The 1,363-nt window shown below is 40.9% G+C and carries 3 protein-coding genes; 1 reads left to right on the top strand and 2 read right to left on the bottom strand.

Annotated elements, in window-relative coordinates; translation table 11 throughout:
- Both SD31_RS21450 and SD31_RS13925 read right to left on the bottom strand, forming a co-directional pair.
- Positions 1–97, bottom strand: a 97-nt coding sequence (locus SD31_RS21450) for a PLP-dependent transferase (protein WP_197053740.1), incomplete at its 3' end; no start/stop codon positions are given.
- Entirely contained in the window at positions 84–866 is a 783-nt protein-coding gene (locus SD31_RS13925; RefSeq protein ID WP_052259088.1) for a trans-sulfuration enzyme family protein, read from the bottom strand. The genes SD31_RS21450 and SD31_RS13925, both read right to left, overlap by 14 nt.
- A 120-nt stretch (positions 867–986) precedes the next feature.
- Between SD31_RS13925 and SD31_RS13930 the strand changes: the two genes are divergently transcribed.
- The coding region (locus tag SD31_RS13930; protein ID WP_039054565.1) for a M14 family zinc carboxypeptidase at positions 987–1,363 on the top strand (377 nt) is incomplete at its 3' end.

Below are 1,363 nucleotides of genomic sequence, written 5' to 3' on the forward strand. Positions count from 1 at the left end.
GATGGGAACTCAGTCCTGTATAAGTAACCTTCCTTATAGCCTTATTTTGTTCTAAGAATTGCGCTAATGCCAATGCATTGTGATTAATCTGTTTCACGCGTAGTGAAAGAGTTTTCAGCCTCGTAGTAGCAGCATGAGTCGAAGGGACTGAGACTGGCTCCCAAGGTGATGGATTTACGCCACACCTTTTCGATGAACTCTTTAGGGCCACATACGGCGCCGGCGGTAAGGTCGGAGTGTCCTCCTAGGTATTTTGTGGCACTGTGAATTACCACGTCAATGCCGAATTCTGTAGGAACTTGGTTTATCGGAGAAGCGAAGGTGTTGTCTACCATAGTCAAAATACCTTTTTCCTTACCGAGTTTGCCCACAAATGCTAGGTCGGTAATATCTAGATTGGGATTAGATGGCGTTTCGATGTAGATGAGCTTGGTATTTGGACGTATAGCTTCCACAAAAGAACTATTGTCAGTCTGGTCCACGTGGGTGACCTCTATGCCATATTCGCTAAGGAAATCTTTAAGGAAGAGCATTGCTCCGGAATAATGTGAGTTTTGTGCTATGACATGGTCACCAGATTTTACGGCAGCGAGGATGGCTGTGCTTATGGCAGCCATACCTGTGGCTAGTACTATAGCCTCTTCGGTTTTTTCGAGTTTAGCAAGAATGGCTGCCACCTGACTGTTTGTCGGATTTCCATGTCGATGGTAGAATTCAGGATGTTTGGGTTGTGTTGCCGCTTCTATATATTTCTCTGGATTCTCATCCGCAAAATAGGTTGAGGTCTGGAATATAGGGGTTACTACTGCTTTGGTACTGTTAAATTCTGTTCCAGCATGTATCAGATCTGTTTCGAGATGTTTCATTAGATTAAGTATTTAACCAAATCTACTAAATAATCTATTAAATAGGTAGATTAGGAAAATGTGTTTACGCTATAATATACGATTTAATAATTTCTTATATTGCAGTAAACTAACTGCTTTATGAAAAGATTTCTTATCATTCTACTCGTATTATTTTATAATATTCCTTTGTGGGCACAACTTAAATCTCCGGAAGAATATTTTGGTAGAAAAATAGGTTCAAAGATTACGCCGCATCACAGAGTTTTAGAATATTACAAATACATTGCCTCCCAAGCTCCTGATAGGGTAAAGTATGAGCAATATGGAGAGTCTGTGGAGGGGAGACCTTTGTATGTTTTCTTTGTGTCTTCGACAAAAAATATAGCGCGGCTCGAACAAATAAGGAAGAGCAACATGTCCATTGTGGGGGAAGAACGTGATGGATTCATTCTTGAAGATATGCCTGCCATCATCTGGATGAGCAACAATGCACATGGCAACGAAACTTCTTCTAT

It is taken from the genome of Sphingobacterium sp. T2 (assembly GCF_000814685.1).
Taxonomy (GTDB): domain Bacteria; phylum Bacteroidota; class Bacteroidia; order Sphingobacteriales; family Sphingobacteriaceae; genus Sphingobacterium; species Sphingobacterium thermophilum.